A 15,126-nucleotide genomic window follows, 5' to 3' on the forward strand; every position below is an offset into this window, starting at 1 on the left:
GGTTTCCGACCGCCGGCGACGTCAGATCAGGTCCAGCGTCATCACGACAGGGCAATGATCGGAAGCCTTGGGGCGGTCCCAGCCAGTGCGCGGATAACGCTCCACCTCCTGCCCCGGCGGAAAGATGGTGCGATAAGGCTGGCCGGCGCGGACGATTTCGGGAACCCGCGTCGCGTTGCTTTCGGCCAGGCGCGGAGAAAGCCAGATGTAATCAAGCTGGCACAAATGCTGCTCCTGTGGGCCCCGCGAATGATAGAGCGTCCAGCGGTCCATGACATCGCGACGCAGCATCGGATTGATGACGAAATCGTCGGCAGTGAAGACATCGAGCGCACTTCTTGCCTCTTCGACGGGCGTGAAGCTGTAGCCATTGCGCCTGTCACCGGCAATCGCGACGCGTTCCTGATAGTCGTTCATGTCGCCGCAGATCGCGAAATTCTTGTTGCGCGTATTGCCCGCACCCCAGCGATTTTCGATGATGCGGCGCACAGCCATGGCTTCCGCCTCGCGGATCGGCATGGTGCCGAGCCGGGCGTCCAATGCTTCGCGGGCATTGGTCATGGACTTGAAATGCGTGACGTAAAGCGTCAGCGGCTTGCCGCCGATCCTCAGATCGATTTCAAGGCAATCCCGTTTGAATATCTTGTCATCGATCTGGTTGGTCGCGGCAAGTGCCGGATTGAAGAGATCGAGATTACGATAGGTCAGCGCCGCATGGCTCTTGATGTCGACCACCTCGATTTTCTCGCCATCCCGCGTCTCCTCGCGCATGACGACCGCGACATCGATACCGCGGCTGTCATTGCCCTCGACCAGATATTTCTGCAGATAGCCATTGCCGACCATGCGATAGAGATAGCCGTATTCGAAGGCCTGCAGGGCCGCCATGTTGTCGACTTCCTGCAGGCAGAGAATATCGGCATCCGCGTCGGCGATGGCGAGCGCCGAAAGCTGGCGCGTATCGTCGGTGGATGAGACCATCCGCGCACTTTCAAGGGCCTGATAGGTCGCCTCGTCCCTGATATCAAAAAGCTGGATCGCCCTGTCGCGTCGCGTCTGGTTGCGAAAGCCGGTGAAATCGAAACGGGTGAGAAGATTTTCGATATTGAAGGTGGCAAGCCGAAGCGACATGAATCATTCCTATTGCTGCGATCCCAGCTTAGCCGGTGTCGCTTCGCCTTTCCAGCGTTCGGCAGTGCGTGCGCTCTAAAGCCGCCACCCGCTGCGAATGGCAACCGGAAGCCTGTCACCCACAGCTGCGGCTTCACGCGAATAGGCCCTGACCGCCTGCCCATCCGGCAGGTCAAGACGAAGGGCATAACGCTCGCCCTCGAACAGAACCGAGGTGACGGTGCAGGCAATGCCTTCCGCGTCCCGCACCACATCCTGCGGCCTCACAAGCACGTCGGCCCGCGATGCTCCCGCGCCTCTCTCCATCGCCGCCCGAAGTGCGGACCAGTCGAGATCGCGCGATGCCCCTTCCGGCAGTGGGAGGCTGAGAATCGTGCCCTGCCCGACCAGCGACCCGACCAGCCTGCCCTCCGGCCGCGCGTAAAGCTCCGCCGGCGCCGCGACCTGAAGCAGCTTGCCATGCGACATGACGGCGACATCGGTTGCCAGCGCCATGGCTTCCGCCTGATCGTGAGTGACATAGATCATCGTCGCGCCGGAACGGGCATGGAAATCCCGAAATGTCTCTTCCATTTCCTGCCGCAGATGCCGGTCGAGGTTGGCGAGCGGTTCATCGAGCAATACGACGTCAGGCTCGGTGACGAGGCAGCGGGCGAGCGCAACACGCTGCCGCTGGCCACCGGAAAGTTCGGCGGGACGGCGATCCGCGAAGCTCTCAAGTCGGACGGCGGCAAGCGCCTGACGCACCCTCTCGCGGTATTTTTCGCCCGTAATACCGCGCACCTTCAAAGGGTAGCCGGCATTGTCGGCAACCGACATGTGCGGCCACAGCGCATAGGACTGGAACACCATTGCCATGTTGCGCCGCTCCGGCGCCACCATGCTGCCGGCATCGGCCAGCACCCGCTCGCCGAGCAGGATGGAACCATCCGTCGGCTGTTCGAACCCGGCAACCATGCGCAGCACTGTGGTCTTGCCGCAGCCGGAGGGTCCGAGCAGCGCCAGAAAGCCGCCTTCCCGCACAGTGAGAGAAACATCGTCCACGGCCGGTTTCGAACCGGCACCGAAGCTCTTCGACAGGCGGTTAAGGATCAGTTTCGCCAAGGCACAACTCCTTTTGGCAGATAGCGCCCCAGAATTTCGAGCAGCAGCATGAGGAAAATCACCATGATGACGACAAGCACCGATAGCGCCGAGGCGAGATCGAAGCTGCCGCTGTCATCGAGGTTGTAGATGAGCACGCCGAGCGTCTGTGTGCCGGCAGACCAAAGGAGCGCCGAAACCGTCAGCTCGTTGCAGGCGATCAGAAACACGAGGATGACGGAAGCCCCTGCCGCGGGCCCGACCAGCGGCAGGATAATATCCTTGAGCCGTCGCCAGAAACCCGCGCCCGACAGCCTTGCTGCCTCTTCCAGCGATGGATCGAATTGCAGGAAAGCGCTGACCATTGGTTTCAGGCTGACCGCGAAGAAAGAGGAGAAATAGGCAAGCAGAATGATCCAGATCGTGCCGTAAAGCGTAATTCCGAGCAATGGAATAGGAGCGGCGAAAAGCAGCACGAAAGAGACGGAAATCACCACCCCCGGCAGCGCATAGGGAATATCCACCAGCGCCGAAAGCAGGAACATGAACCGGCTTTTGCCACGCACGAGGAAATAAGCCGTCAGCACCGTCACCACCAGGAGACACAAGGATGTCGCCGTCGCCAGAAACAGCGAATTGCGGAAGGCCGTGCGGGTCACGCTCTGCCGGTAAAGCAGTTCCTCATAGGCATGCAGCGTTGCGGTCTTGAGGTTGAGCGGCACGCCATAGGCGGGAGCGAGCGAGCTTGCCACCAGCGCCGTCAGCGGCGCCACCAGCATGAAGAACAGGATGAGCCACAGGGCAAGCTCCGCCGGCACCCGCCACAATCCGAGCCGGAAGGTCGCCGCCTTGCCGGAAAGGCCGATGATGCGGTAATCCCTCCCCTTCATCGCCCGTTCCTGCAGCGCAAGCCCGGCGACGGAAATGATGGCGATCATGGTCGAGAGAATGGCGATATCGCCGAAGGTGCTGGTGCCGAAACTGGCAAAACGGCTGTAGATCAGCGTCGGCAGGGTAAAGATCGAAGCGGGTATGCCGAGGATCGCCGGAATGCCGAAATTGCCGACGTTGGAGACGAAGGAGATCGCCGCGCCCGCGATCAGTCCAGGCGTGGAAAGCGGCAGGATGATATCGCACAAAACGCGCCGTGGTGAAGCCCCGGAAAGCTTGGCGGCCTCTATGCCATCCTGCGGCAAGGCGAGTAGCCCCGCGCGCAGCGACAGATAGACGAGCGGCGCGTGCTGCACACCGAGCAAGAGTGCGATGCCAGCGATGGAATAAAGCGGCTGCGGCGAACCCATCGCCGGCGCAAGGCCGATGGCCTTCAACAGCGTACTCGACGGGCCGGTCATGCCGATCCACGACAGCGCCGTCACCTGCGGCGGGATCATCATCGGCAGCATGAACAGGAAGCTTAAGATCGACTTGCCGCGGATGTCGCAGAGCGTCAGGGCAAGCGCGAAAGCGCCGCCGATTCCGAGTGAAATCAGCATGCCTAAAAACGAGGTGGAGAGCGTGTTCAGCGCCGCATCCCAGAGCGCCGGATCGGCCAGAAGTCGCCATATATCACCATTCAGCGATGAAACGACGCCGGTATAGGCGAGGCGTCCGAGCGGCAGCGCGCTCAGCGCAAAAACAACACTCACCACAAAAGGAAACAGCCAGCGCGGCTGGCTGTTTCCATAAGCCTTGGAACGGGTCATTCCGATTTATCAGCCCTTGGAACCGAAAATATCGGAGAAGGTCTTGAGATCCTGTTCGGAATTCTTCAGTGCATCGGCAGCGCTGAGCGGCAGAACCTTGATCTTGTCGCGGGCCGGGAAACCTTCCGGCATGCCGGCATCGGCACGGACAGGGATGTAACCGAGCTTGACGAAGCCCTGCTGGCCCTTTTCCGAAAGCACGTAATCGACAAACTTCTTGGCCGCTTCCTCGTGCTTGGTGCCCTTGATGATCGCGACCGGCTCGGTGACAGCAGAAACGCCCTCTTCCGGGAAAACGAATTCGACCGGTGCGCCCTTGGCCTTTTCACGGATCGGCATGTAATCGACCACCACGCCGTAAGCCTTTTCGCCCGAAGCGACGGACTTCAGCACCGCGCCGTTGCCACCGCCGGCAATGGCTTCATTGGCCTTCAGCTGCTTGTAGTAATCCCAGCCGAGGCCATTTGCGGCGGCAAGCGTCTGCGCGTGAATCAGTGCGGCACCTGACGTCAGCGGGCTCGGCATGGTCACGAGACCCTTGGCTTCCGCCTTCGCCAGATCTTTCCAGCTCGTCGGCTTCATCGCGGCGGCCGTATTGTACATTATGCCTGTCGTGATGAGCTTCGTGGAGTAATAGAAGCCGTCTGCATCATAGAGCGTGGCATCGATATTCTTGGCTTCGGGAGACTTGTGGGCGAGCAGCTGACCGGCCTGCTTCATGCGCTCCAGCGTCACGGTATCGGCGATGAGAAGCACGTCGGCAACCGGATTGCCGGCGCTGATTTCCGCCATCAGCTTGGCCATGATTTTCGGCGTTCCGTCACGCACCCACTCGACTTCGAGACCGGGATTGGCAGCCTTGAACCCGTCAACGGTCGCCTGCGCGTCCTCATTCGGCTGGCTGGTATAAAGCACCAGATCGGCGGCATTGGCAGCAGTGGCGATGAAGCCAAGCGATACGATGGCGGTGAAAGCGGAGAGCAGCGTTTTCATGGATCCAGTCCCTGTTGTTCGGTGGGACCGCTAAAACATGATTGCATAACATGTATGTGACAGGCAGGATTTTAGTGGTGTGATCTGTTGGTGCCAGCGGGATTGAGGGGAACAGTGCCTCTTGGTGCTTGCGGCTCACCCCCCTCTGCCCCGCCGGGCATCTCCCCCTCAAGGGGGGAGATCGGCAAGAGGCGTTGACAGCACTTCATTTTCAACTGTTGCGATAGGCGATACCTTAACCGCGAGTCGATCTCCCCCTTGAGGGGGAGATGTCCGGCAGGACAGAGGGGGGTGAAGCCACAACCCCCGTCGCCGCCAAAAAACCTCGCAACCCTCAAATCGCCGGAACTACCTCAGCCGTTTCCGCCTGAGCCGTCGCAATCAACCGCCCGAGCCGCTTCATGCCTTCCTCGATCATCGCCTCGTTGGCGCAGGAGAAGCTGATGCGCAGCGTGTTCGTGCCCGAACCATCCGCAAAGAAAGCACGGCCGGGAACGAAAGCGACCTTTTCCGTGGCGATGGATTTGGCAAGCAGCGCCGCCCCATCCATGCCCTCAGGCAGCGTCACCCAGATGAACATGCCGCCTTCCGGCTTCGTCCAGCTGGTCGTCTTCGGCATGTACTTCTCGAGCGCCGCCAGCATTGCATCGCGGCGTGCGCTATAGGCTGCCTTGATCTTGGCCACCTGCTTGTCGAAGCCGCGCGAGGCGACGCGTTCGATGGCGATCTGGTTGATCGTCGAGGAATGCAGGTCGGCGGCCTGCTTCATCAGCACCAGCTTACGGATGACAGGAGCGGAAGCGACGATGTAACCGACGCGCAGACCCGGAGCGAGCGTCTTCGAGAAGCTGCCGCAATAGATGGTGCGGGTGTTTTCGATGCCGCCCGAACGGGCAATGTCGAGCGCCATGATCGGCGGAACGGCTTCGCCATCATAACGCAGCGACTGATAGGCCGCGTCTTCTATGACGGCGATATCGAGCTCGTCAGCAAGCTCCAGGAGCTTCTGCCGTCCGGCCAGATCGACGGTTTCGCCGGTCGGATTGGAAAAATCGGCCGATAGATAAGCGAACTTCACCGAACCGCCAAGCTTGGCCGCGGTTTCGCGGTAAGCCTCGGGCGTGCGGTTACCGCCGGGGTTCAGCTGGTCATAGTTGGGCTCATAGGCATTGAATGCCGAGAGCGCGCCGAGATAGGTCGGCCAGGTGACCAGCGCCGTATCCTTTGACGACAGGAACAGCTTGCCGAGATAATCGAGACCCTGCTGCGAACCGGAAACGATGAAGACGTTGTCGGCGGTGCATTCGATGCCGATCTTGTCCATTTCGCCCGCCAGCCATTCGCGCAGCGGCTTGTAACCTTCGCTGACGGAATATTGCAGCGCGGCGTTGACCTGCGCGCCGGAAAAAATCTCCGCGTAAGCCTGCTGAAACTCCTCTGCTGGAAAAAGAGCGGGGTCCGGAATACCCCCGGCAAAGGAAATGATGTCGGGCTGCTCGAGCAGCTTCAGCAGCTCGCGGATTTCAGACGCTTTCATACGCGAAGAGCGCGTGGCGAAAATTTGTTCCCAATTGAGCATGGGTACGTTTCCTCTTGTGTCGTTTTTATGCGTGCATCTTTACAGAAATGTCGATACGTCAGCAATACTGACTTATCAGTTTTTCGAATTATTTCTGCCTCCCTGCACATTGCCCTTAACTGGTCTCAATCGAGGCCGATTTCGCGGACAAAGCCAAATACACCCTTGCGCAAAGCTTCACAATCACACCTTTGCGATTGACGCCACGGGGTTTTCCGGCTGGATTGCACGCGAGCCACGACACGGCGAAAGCATCATGGGAGTTTGAGGACATGCTGAAGAATATCGACCCGGCGCTGAATGCCGACGTTCTGCACGCGCTGCGCGCCATGGGTCACGGCGACACGCTGGTGATCTCGGACACCAATTTCCCCTCCGACTCTGTTGCCCGCCACACCACAGTCGGCAAGGTTCTTCACATCGACAACGTCTCCGCTGCCCGCGCAATGAAAGCGATCCTGTCCGTCCTGCCGCTCGATACCCCGCTGCAGCCCTCGGTCGGCCGCATGGAAGTGATGGGCGCGCCCGATCAGCTGGAACCGGTGCAGGCCGAAGTGCAGAGGGAAATCGACGCGGCGGAAGGAAAATCCGCCCCCATGTACGGCATTGAACGCTTTGCCTTCTACGAAAAAGCCAAGCAGGCCTATTGCGTCGTCACGACGGGCGAGACGCGGTTTTACGGCTGTTTTCTTCTGACGAAGGGCGTCATCCCGCCGGGCAAGTAAGATCGCACGACAAGATGGGCCGGGTATCTCACCCGTCATGACAATTTCAAGTTGTTGTGGCAAAAACTTCCCCTGGGTTCGCACAACCAACCGGAGGGGTGAGGTATCATGACACGATATGTCCTGGCATTCTGGAATGTCGAAAACCTGTTTGCGCCGGAGGGTTATCCGGCGCGCGAGCCGTGGATTGCCGAGCGGCTGAAGAACGATCTGAAAGGCTGGACCGAAGACCTGTTCAAAACCAAGGTCAAACAGCTCGGCCTGATCATAAGTCAGATCGGCGGCGCGGGACCGGATCTGCTGGGTGTCTGCGAAGTCGAGAACCGTTTTGTGCTGGAGACGCTGGCGGAACATCTGAACGATCTCATGCCCACGCGAGCCTATCGCGTCGTGCACGCCGATTCCAGCAAGGACCAGCGCGGCATCGACACCGCCTTCATCTATGACAGCAAGAAGCTGCTGATCAACGAGAACGAGATTTTCAGCCATTTCGTCATGCGCCGCACCGGCACGCGCGACATTACCCAATGCACCTTCATCACCAAGGGCGGCCGCCAGCTTATCGCGCTCTCCAACCACTGGCCGTCGCGCTCTGGCGGCACGGTGGAAAGCGCCGGTTTTCGCATGACAGCCGGCGAAACGCTGGGCTACTGGCACCAGCGGATCAGGGAAGAGAAAGGCAACGACATCGCCGTCATCGCCTTCGGCGACTTCAACGACGATCCTTCCGATGCATCACTGCGCTACCACGCCAATTCCACCCGCGAGCGCGACGATGTCGAAAACTCGCAATCGGCCATGTTCTACAATCTTGCCTGGAACTACCTGCGCCAGCCGGTGATGGATTCCGTCGGTTCAGCGCGAACGATTTATGGCACGCTCTACTTTAACGGCGATGCCAATATCTTCGACCAGATTCTCGTCTCCAGATCACTTCTTGTCGGCAGCAGCGGTTTCAAGGTGCGGGAAGAAACCGCAAAAGTCGAAGCCATCGCCGCCATGGTCAGTCACAGCAAGAACGAGGGGCCTATCCGCTTCGGCCTGTCGAAGGGCGACGCGGTCAAAAATGTCAATCTCGGCGGTTTTTCCGATCACTTTCCCGTTTCCGTTATCGTCGAGGAAGACGACGCCATCATGTGAGGGCACATCGAAAACGAAAGGCCGGAGCTTTCGCCCCGGCCTCCAAAATTTTCATCAAGCAATGAAGCTTAGTTGACAGCCTTGTCGACCAGCTTGTTCTTGCCGATCCAGGGCATCATGCCGCGGAGCTTGGCGCCGACTTCTTCAATCTGGTGGCTGTCGTTGTTGCGACGGATACCCTTGAAGCGAGCGCCGCCGGCCTTCCATTCCTGCATCCATTCGGAGGTGAACTTGCCGGTCTGGATGTCGTGCAGGACGCGCTTCATTTCAGCCTTGGTGTCGGCCGTGATGATGCGCGGACCGGTGACGTATTCGCCCCATTCTGCGGTGTTGGAGATCGAGTAGTTCATGTTGGCGATGCCGCCTTCATAGATCAGGTCAACGATCAGCTTCACTTCATGCAGGCACTCGAAATAGGCCATTTCCGGAGCGTAACCGGCTTCGACCAGAGTTTCGAAACCAGCGCGGATCAGTTCGACGAGACCGCCGCACAGAACGACCTGTTCGCCGAAGAGGTCGGTTTCGCACTCTTCCTTGAAATTGGTCTCGATGATGCCCGAACGGCCGCCGCCAACGCCGCAGGCGTAGGAGAGAGCGAGTTCAAGGGCGTTGCCCGAAGCGTTCTGGTGAACGGCAACGAGGCAGGGAACGCCGCCGCCCTTCTGGTATTCGCCGCGAACCGTGTGGCCAGGGCCCTTCGGTGCGATCATGACGACGTCGAGCGATGCCTTCGGCTCGATGAGGCCGAAGTGAACATTGAGGCCGTGTGCGAAAGCAATCGCTGCGCCATCACGGATGTTGCCGGCAATGTCGGCCTTGTAGATGTCGGCCTGCAGTTCGTCAGGCGTTGCCATCATCAGCAGGTCGCCCCACTTGGCGGCTTCGGCAACGGTCATGACCTTGAAGCCATCGGCTTCGGCCTTCTTGACGGTCGGAGAACCGGCCTTGAGAGCGATGACGACGTTCTTGGCACCGGAATCCTTGAGGTTCAGCGCATGGGCGCGGCCCTGGGAGCCGTAACCAACGACGACGACATTCTTGGACTTGATGAGATTGAGATCGGCATCACGATCATAATAAACGCGCATTTTATGGTCCTTCCCTAATGCTTGTCTCTCAGTTGTCTGAACCGGAAGCTTAAGCGACCTTGCCGCCCAGTTCCGAATGTACCTTTTCCGTGCCGTAGAGGGTCAGGAAGGCAATGACCGCCTTCTTCGCCCGGGCAGAAAAATCCTTGTCCGGCGCCTCGCCCAGCAGCATGCGCACATGCAGATCCGAGACGATAAGGCCGTAAAAACTGCGATATGCCTCTTCGGCATCATCGAAACGCAGGTAACCGGAACGGCGACCTGCCTCGATCAGCCCACGGGCGCGGCGGTCGATCTGGCGACGACCACGTTCCAGCAGCAGATCACCGAGCTTCGAGCCATCCCGGCTCGCCTGCCCTATCGCCAAACGGTTAAGCGCCAATGACACGTCGCCTGCCAGCACATCCAGCAGGTCATGGGCGAAAACCTCGAGGTGATCGGCAAGCTGCGGTGCGGAGACGCGGTCACCCGCCTTTTCGAAGGTGCGGACCTTGCTCTGCTGGAATGTGATCATCGCCGCCAGCAGGCCATCGCGATCACCGAACCACTTGTAAAGGCTTTCCTTGGAACAGTTGGCGGCGCGCGCCAGTCCCGATGTGGTCAGCGCTTTCTCGCCACCTTCGACCAATAGACGCAATGCCTGGTCCAGAACGGCGTTCTGGCGCGGCGAAAATTCCTGCGCTGTGATCGGGTCGGAAGCCAAGTCTTTCCACTCCAGGGGGCTCGATTGATGTACCGTACGGTACGGTTCGAGCGCCATTTAAGCGGAGGCTGCGTTGCGGTCAAGCGGATTCTTTAGAGGGGGATGAGAATTGACGCGGTGCGGCGTGGGATGAATAGCACGCGGGGTACGTCTTCAGGCGGTTGTGTGTGGTAGCGGGTCGTCGGTGGGTGTGGCTTACCCCCCTCTGCCCTGCCGGGCATCTCCCCCTCAAGGGGGGAGATCGATATGCGGCTAGGTTTCGACCATCTCAGCGGTCGAGGATGGAGTGGCGAAAGGGGCCTCTTGCTGATTTCCCCCTTGAGGGGGAGATGCCCGGCAGGGCAGAGGGGGGTAAGCCACACCCACCGACGACCCGCTACGAATGCACAGCCCCAGTCTACCCCGCCGCAATCTCGCGCGATGCATCGACGTCCCGTGACGGCGACAGCCCGTAAAAGCGGCTATATTCTCGGCTGAACTGCGAAGGGCTCTGATAACCGACGCGATGGCCCGCGGTGCCGGCATCCAGTCGCTCCAGCAGCATAAGCCGCCGCGCCTCATGCAGGCGAAGCTGCTTCTGGTACTGGACCGGCGTCATGGCCGTGATCGTCTTGAAATGATGATGGAAGGACGACACGCTCATGCCGATGTGATCTGCAAGGTCTTCGACGCGCAGCTGGCGTGCGAAATTCTCGCGCAGCCATGCGATGGCGCGGGCGATGCGGTTGCCGTGACTTCCAGCGGCAATGATGTTCATCAGCTGCCCGCCGGCCGGTCCGGTCAAAATGCGATAAAGGATTTCCTGTTCGATGAGCGGCGCCACGGCGGCAATGTCTGCGGGACGATCGAGCAGGCGCAGCAGGCGGATGGCCGCATCGAGAAGTTCCGGCGTGGCTGTGTTGACCACGATGCCGCGCTGCGCATTCGTCGGCTCCACCGGCGGATCGATAGGAACACGCCGCATGAGATCGAGCAGCTTTTCACTGTCGATGGCAAGCGAGATGCAGAAATGCGGCACTTCCCTGCTCGCCTCCACCACCCGCCACGCAACCGGCAGATCAAGCGATGTCAGGAGATAATCGCCGGCACCGTAGTTGATGGTGTCCGTCCCCAATTGGACGCTTTTCGATCCCTGGATCACCATGGCGAGACAAGGGCGATAACTGCCGTGGCAGGGAGCGCTCGGAGTCGTACGCCGGCTGATGCCAAGGGAGCCGATTGCCGTCTGCACCTCGCCGTCGCTGGTAGCATGCCGCGCGGCGATGGAAGCAATTTCCTGATAGACATTGAACGACAAGGACATAGGGGAAATCCCTTGACTGACGGAAGAGGTGTGTTTGATGTCATCTATCTAGAAAGCCTCTCGGCCCGCGCAAAGAGTGCACCATCATATTTTTGCAGGATCGTGCAAAAAGCTAGGAGGATCGCTCTAACGCCCGTTCGTTCTTCCATTGCATATTCCGCCGTCCCCAACTCCCGAAAGGATATTCAGATGGCTATTGCAAGAGGTTACGCTGCGACAGATGCGTCGAAGCCGCTTACCCCGTTCACCTTCGAACGCCGCGAGCCGAATGATGACGACGTCGTCATCGATATCAAATATGCCGGTATCTGCCATTCCGACATTCATACCGTCCGCAACGAATGGAAGAACGCCGTCTACCCGATCGTTCCGGGCCACGAAATCGCCGGTGTCGTCCGCGCCGTTGGCTCCAAGGTCACCAGATTCAAGGTCGGTGATCATGTCGGCGTGGGCTGCTTTGTCGATTCCTGCGTCGGTTGCGCCACGCGCGATCTCGACAATGAACAGTACATGCCGGGTCTCGTGCAGACCTATAACTCCGTCGAACGCGACGGCAAGACCGCCACGCAGGGCGGTTACTCCGACCATATCGTCGTGCGGGAAGATTACGTCCTCTCCATTCCGGAAAACCTGCCGCTCGACGCCTCCGCTCCACTGCTCTGCGCTGGTATCACGCTTTATTCGCCGCTTCAGCACTGGAATGCCGGCCCGGGCAAGAAGGTGGCTATCGTCGGCATGGGCGGTCTTGGCCATATGGGCGTGAAGATCGGTTCAGCCATGGGCGCGGATATCACCGTGCTTTCGCAGACACTCTCCAAGAAGGAAGACGGCCTTAAGCTTGGTGCGAAGGAATATTATGCCACCAGCGATGCCTCGACCTTCGAAAAGCTCGCCGGCACCTTCGACCTGATCCTGTGCACCGTTTCGGCGGAAATCGACTGGAATGCCTATCTCGGCCTGCTGAAGGTCAATGGCACCATGGTGCTTCTCGGTGTGCCTGAACATGCGATCCCCGTGCACGCCTTCTCGGTCATCCCCGGCCGCCGTTCTCTGGCTGGCTCTATGATCGGCTCTATCAAGGAAACCCAGGAGATGCTGGATTTCTGCGGCAAGCACGACATCGTGTCCGAAATCGAAAAGATCGACATCAAGGACGTCAACGAGGCTTATGAGCGCGTGCTGAAGAGCGACGTACGTTACCGCTTCGTCATCGACATGGCGTCGCTCGACGCCTGATGCGTCAGGAAACGGCGAAACAGGAAACGGCGGGAAGCCATGCTTCCCGCCGTTTCTTTGTCACTTGCCTCACGCCTCGTCCTTCAGCGTTTCTTTCTGGGTGATCAGCCGCGCGCTGTGCTGGCCACTCAAGTAAATCCAAAGCCAGCTCCACGCCACGGCCAGCCGCGAACGCGTTCCGATCAGGAAATAGATATGGGCAAGTCCCCATATCCACCATGCCAGCACGCCCTTGAGCTTGAACCGGCCAAAATCGATCACCGCCGCGCGTTTGCCGATCGTGGCAAGATTGCCCTGATGGCTGTAGCGGAAGGGTGAAGGAAACGGCTTGCCGTCAAGCCGCGCCTTGATGACCTTCGCGACGTAAGCGCCCTGCTGCTTTGCCGCAGGCGCAATACCCGGCACCGGCTTGCCGTTTTCCTGATTGACGGCGGCGGTATCGCCGATGACGAAGATATCGGGATCGTCTTCCAGATTAAGCTGTGGCCCGACAATGGCCCGCCCTGCCCTGTCGGCGGCGGCATTGAGCCATTTGGCCGCGGGAGAAGCCTGCACGCCGGCGGCCCAGACGACCGTACGGCAGGGATAATGGGTCTCGCCCACCGTCACGCCCTCATCGCTGCAGGCCGTCACCGGCGTTCCGAGCAGAACCTCGACGCCAAGTTTCTCAAGCGCCTCCTTGGCATAGGCCGAAAGATCCTCCGTAAAGACCGGCAGCACGCGGGGACCAGCCTCGACGAGCAGCACGCGGGTCTTTCGGGTGTCAACGTTGCGGAATTCCGCCGGCAACGCCTTATGGGCAAGCTCTGCAATCATGCCTGCCATTTCCACGCCGGTCGGGCCTGCCCCTATGATGACAAAGGTTAGCAGTGCCTGTCGTTCCTCTTCGCTGGTCGCCAGTTCGGCGCGTTCGAAGGCAAGAAGCAGGCGGCGGCGAATTGTCGTTGCATCCTCCAGCGTCTTGAGACCCGGCGCGGAACGCTCCCACTCATCGTGACCGAAATAGGCGTGGCGTGCGCCTGTCGCGAGCACCAAAGTGTCGAAACGGATCGTTTCACCGGTGTTGAGATGCACGGTCCGGGCCGCCCGATCCACGCCGGTCACCTCGGCAAGCAGCGTCGTGACCTCCTTGCGATCGCGGTAGAGATGACGGATCGGCCACGCGATCTCGGATGTCGCCAGCGCAGTCGTCGCAACCTGATAAAGCAATGGCTGGAAAAGGTGATGATTGCGACGATCGATCAATGTGATGCGGACAGGGGCCCCCTCCAGCCCGTGTACCAGCTGCAAACCGCCGAAGCCTCCACCCACGACGACAACATGATGTTCTTGCATATGTCTCTGCCTTCAAAAGCCCGAGCATCGATCCGGAAAGTGAATTCCGACTATCGGAAACGCCGATACTCAACCCAGAACCTAGTTCGGCGGGACCGGTTCCGACATATCTCCCGCCGCCCTCGCGCACGGAGCATGCGCAAGACAGAACATAGGCGAAAAAATTGGCTTTGGTTATGAAATAGCCTGACCGCAGGCCTGCCGAAAACGCCGGACTGTTTCCGCCATGCCATATTCCAGGGCATCCGCCGTCAACCCGTGGCCGATTGAAACCTCGGCCAGATAAGGGATACGTTTCATCAGCTTTGGCAGGTTCGCGACGGTGAGATCATGGCCCGCATTGACGGCAAGTCCGAGCGCCGCAGCATGGTCCGCCGTCCGCCCAAGCGTCTCGACGAGCACATCGGCCTTGTGCGGATCGTCATAACAGCCGCCATAGGGCCCGGTATAAAGTTCGATACGCGCAGCGCCCGTCTCAGCCGCCAGTTCCACCGGCTCGCGTTCGCCGTCGCCATCTGCGAAAAGCGACACCCGCATGCCGCCCGATTTCAGCCGTCCGACGACCTGCTTCAGAAATTTCGCATGCGCGCGGAAATCCCAGCCATGATCGGAGGTTGCCTGCGACGGATCGTCAGGTACGAGTGTGACCTGTTCGGGCTGGGCCTTTTCGCACAAAAGGAGAAAATCCTCGCTCGGATATCCTTCAATGTTGAACTCCGCGGAGGGAAACCTGTCATCGATCAGCGCGCGCAGGGCCGGTAGATCCGAGAAGCGGATATGGCGCTGGTCAGGCCGCGGGTGTACAGTCAGCCCGCTTGCCCCCGCCTCCAGTGCAATATGCCCGAAATGCGCGACATCCGGCCATGGAAGATCGCGGCGGTTGCGTAACATGGCAATTGCGTTCAGATTGGCAGAGAGTTTTGCGGGCATGGCATCGGGCTCCGGTTCGGAATTGACATCCTGTTTCACGCAGGTTGACGCCGACCGCAAGGAGGCTGATAAATTTTTTATCATACCGGGAACGAAAGTGCGCATGACACGTTCCGGTTTTGATGTAGCGTTTGGCATTATGTTTTTATCGAAAAACGGTCTGTTGCGGGGGAATAA

The 15,126-nt window shown here is 59.6% G+C and carries 13 protein-coding genes; 3 read left to right on the forward strand and 10 right to left on the reverse strand.

All coding sequences use genetic code 11. The features are described from left to right. Positions 1-21: 21 nt before the first annotated feature. The 5 genes from EYD00_RS08215 to EYD00_RS08240 all read right to left on the reverse strand — a co-directional run bounded on the left by EYD00_RS08215 (position 22) and on the right by EYD00_RS08240 (position 6,489). Complete coding sequence (locus EYD00_RS08215) at positions 22-1,131, reverse strand: endonuclease/exonuclease/phosphatase family protein (RefSeq protein ID WP_004442690.1); 1,110 nt, start codon at positions 1,129-1,131, stop codon at positions 22-24. Between the two features lie 75 nt (positions 1,132-1,206). Continuing rightward, positions 1,207-2,235, reverse strand: a complete 1,029-nt coding sequence (locus tag EYD00_RS08220; RefSeq protein WP_004442691.1) for an ABC transporter ATP-binding protein — start codon at positions 2,233-2,235, stop codon at positions 1,207-1,209. Next, positions 2,223-3,917 (reverse strand): ABC transporter permease, encoded by a 1,695-nt coding sequence (locus tag EYD00_RS08225; protein WP_004442693.1) that lies wholly within the window; start codon positions 3,915-3,917, stop codon positions 2,223-2,225. Before EYD00_RS08225 ends, EYD00_RS08220 begins: the two co-directional genes overlap by 13 nt. 9 nt (positions 3,918-3,926) lie before the next feature. Further along, positions 3,927-4,910 (reverse strand): ABC transporter substrate-binding protein, encoded by a 984-nt coding sequence (locus tag EYD00_RS08230; RefSeq protein ID WP_004442696.1) that lies wholly within the window; start codon positions 4,908-4,910, stop codon positions 3,927-3,929. A gap of 334 nt (positions 4,911-5,244) precedes the next feature. Continuing rightward, a complete protein-coding gene (locus EYD00_RS08240) occupies positions 5,245-6,489 on the reverse strand; it encodes an aminotransferase-like domain-containing protein (RefSeq protein ID WP_034498821.1) in 1,245 nt (414 codons plus the stop codon). Positions 6,490-6,761: 272 nt separating this feature from the next. Here EYD00_RS08240 and EYD00_RS08245 point away from each other — a divergent pair, with 272 nt between their 5' ends. Continuing rightward, positions 6,762-7,214 (forward strand): RbsD/FucU family protein, encoded by a 453-nt coding sequence (locus tag EYD00_RS08245; RefSeq protein WP_004442699.1) that lies wholly within the window; start codon positions 6,762-6,764, stop codon positions 7,212-7,214. Between the two features lie 108 nt (positions 7,215-7,322). Next, positions 7,323-8,354 carry an endonuclease/exonuclease/phosphatase family protein gene (locus EYD00_RS08250; protein WP_004442701.1) on the forward strand — a complete coding sequence of 344 codons (1,032 nt, stop codon included), beginning with the start codon at positions 7,323-7,325 and terminating at the stop codon, positions 8,352-8,354. 68 nt (positions 8,355-8,422) lie between these two features. Here EYD00_RS08250 and ilvC read toward each other — a convergent pair whose 3' ends face one another. The 3 genes from ilvC to EYD00_RS08265 form a co-directional block, all read right to left on the reverse strand. Next, positions 8,423-9,442: a ketol-acid reductoisomerase gene (gene ilvC / locus EYD00_RS08255; protein ID WP_003495030.1), complete on the reverse strand. Its 1,020-nt coding sequence runs from the start codon at positions 9,440-9,442 to the stop codon at positions 8,423-8,425. 49 nt (positions 9,443-9,491) lie between these two features. Then, the gene (locus EYD00_RS08260) at positions 9,492-10,145 is read right to left on the reverse strand and encodes a TetR/AcrR family transcriptional regulator (protein WP_004442706.1); all 654 of its coding nucleotides are present in this window, start codon (positions 10,143-10,145) and stop codon (positions 9,492-9,494) included. A gap of 397 nt (positions 10,146-10,542) precedes the next feature. Continuing rightward, the gene (locus EYD00_RS08265; RefSeq protein ID WP_004442707.1) at positions 10,543-11,448 is read right to left on the reverse strand and encodes an AraC family transcriptional regulator; all 906 of its coding nucleotides are present in this window, start codon (positions 11,446-11,448) and stop codon (positions 10,543-10,545) included. Between the two features lie 189 nt (positions 11,449-11,637). Between EYD00_RS08265 and EYD00_RS08270 the strand changes: the two genes are divergently transcribed. Further along, positions 11,638-12,684 carry an NAD(P)-dependent alcohol dehydrogenase gene (locus tag EYD00_RS08270; protein ID WP_004442709.1) on the forward strand — a complete coding sequence of 349 codons (1,047 nt, stop codon included), beginning with the start codon at positions 11,638-11,640 and terminating at the stop codon, positions 12,682-12,684. Positions 12,685-12,753: 69 nt separating this feature from the next. Here the strand turns inward: EYD00_RS08270 and EYD00_RS08275 are convergent, their stop codons facing one another. Continuing rightward, positions 12,754-14,019, reverse strand: coding sequence for an NAD(P)/FAD-dependent oxidoreductase (locus EYD00_RS08275; protein ID WP_004442710.1), 1,266 nt, complete (start codon positions 14,017-14,019; stop codon positions 12,754-12,756). 174 nt (positions 14,020-14,193) lie between these two features. After that, positions 14,194-14,949 carry a pyridoxine 5'-phosphate synthase gene (locus tag EYD00_RS08280; RefSeq protein WP_034498863.1) on the reverse strand — a complete coding sequence of 252 codons (756 nt, stop codon included), beginning with the start codon at positions 14,947-14,949 and terminating at the stop codon, positions 14,194-14,196. Between the last annotated feature and the right edge of the window lie 177 nt (positions 14,950-15,126).

The organism is Agrobacterium sp. 33MFTa1.1 (genome assembly GCF_004328495.1).
Lineage (GTDB): Bacteria > Pseudomonadota > Alphaproteobacteria > Rhizobiales > Rhizobiaceae > Agrobacterium > Agrobacterium pusense.

Bases quoted from the DNA above. Each gene is read 5' to 3' on its own strand.
- EYD00_RS08265 (WP_004442707.1), bottom strand. From the start codon at position 11,448: ATGTCCTTGTCGTTCAATGTCTATCAGGAAATTGCTTCCATCGCCGCG.
- EYD00_RS08215 (WP_004442690.1), bottom strand. From the start codon at position 1,131: ATGTCGCTTCGGCTTGCCACCTTCAATATCGAAAATCTTCTCACCCGT.
- EYD00_RS08275 (WP_004442710.1), bottom strand. From the start codon at position 14,019: ATGCAAGAACATCATGTTGTCGTCGTGGGTGGAGGCTTCGGCGGTTTG.
- EYD00_RS08280 (WP_034498863.1), bottom strand. From the start codon at position 14,949: ATGCCCGCAAAACTCTCTGCCAATCTGAACGCAATTGCCATGTTACGC.
- EYD00_RS08250 (WP_004442701.1), top strand. From the start codon at position 7,323: ATGACACGATATGTCCTGGCATTCTGGAATGTCGAAAACCTGTTTGCG.
- EYD00_RS08225 (WP_004442693.1), bottom strand. From the start codon at position 3,917: ATGACCCGTTCCAAGGCTTATGGAAACAGCCAGCCGCGCTGGCTGTTT.
- ilvC (WP_003495030.1), bottom strand. From the start codon at position 9,442: ATGCGCGTTTATTATGATCGTGATGCCGATCTCAATCTCATCAAGTCC.
- EYD00_RS08230 (WP_004442696.1), bottom strand. From the start codon at position 4,910: ATGAAAACGCTGCTCTCCGCTTTCACCGCCATCGTATCGCTTGGCTTC.
- EYD00_RS08245 (WP_004442699.1), top strand. From the start codon at position 6,762: ATGCTGAAGAATATCGACCCGGCGCTGAATGCCGACGTTCTGCACGCG.
- EYD00_RS08240 (WP_034498821.1), bottom strand. From the start codon at position 6,489: ATGCTCAATTGGGAACAAATTTTCGCCACGCGCTCTTCGCGTATGAAA.
- EYD00_RS08270 (WP_004442709.1), top strand. From the start codon at position 11,638: ATGGCTATTGCAAGAGGTTACGCTGCGACAGATGCGTCGAAGCCGCTT.